This window comes from Aquirufa aurantiipilula (genome assembly GCF_019923745.1).
Lineage (GTDB): Bacteria > Bacteroidota > Bacteroidia > Cytophagales > Spirosomataceae > Aquirufa > Aquirufa aurantiipilula.
This window is the reverse complement of record NZ_JAANOG010000050.1, coordinates 1-303: the sequence shown is the minus strand read 5'-3', so window position 1 is coordinate 303 and position 303 is coordinate 1. Positions and strand designations below refer to the sequence as shown.

At 45.2% G+C, this 303-nt stretch carries 1 protein-coding gene; it reads right to left on the bottom strand.

From position 1 onward, the window contains the following. A partial coding sequence (locus tag G9H60_RS13750) for a hypothetical protein (protein ID WP_223144523.1) occupies positions 1 to 303 on the bottom strand: 303 nt, incomplete at both ends.

Here is a 303-nt window from a genome sequence, read left to right as displayed (position 1 = left end):
TGTTGTTAGCATCCGCCAATTGAGCGGTGATGGTTACTGTAGCCCCAGCCACAGGAGATGAAGATGAAGAGGTAACCAAATATTTACTAGCCGTACCAGCTACTGTCGTAATGGTAGACGAAGTACCTGTGATAGCTGAAGTAGTACCTGTAACCGTAGTTGAAGTTCCAGCCACAGTATGTGTGGTGAATACGACTGTTGCTACACCACTTGCATTGGTAGTCGAAGTAGCTGTAGCAAAACTACCATTAGCATCAGACTTAGTCCAAGTAACGGTTTGTCCAGAAGTACTTACTGGGTTGT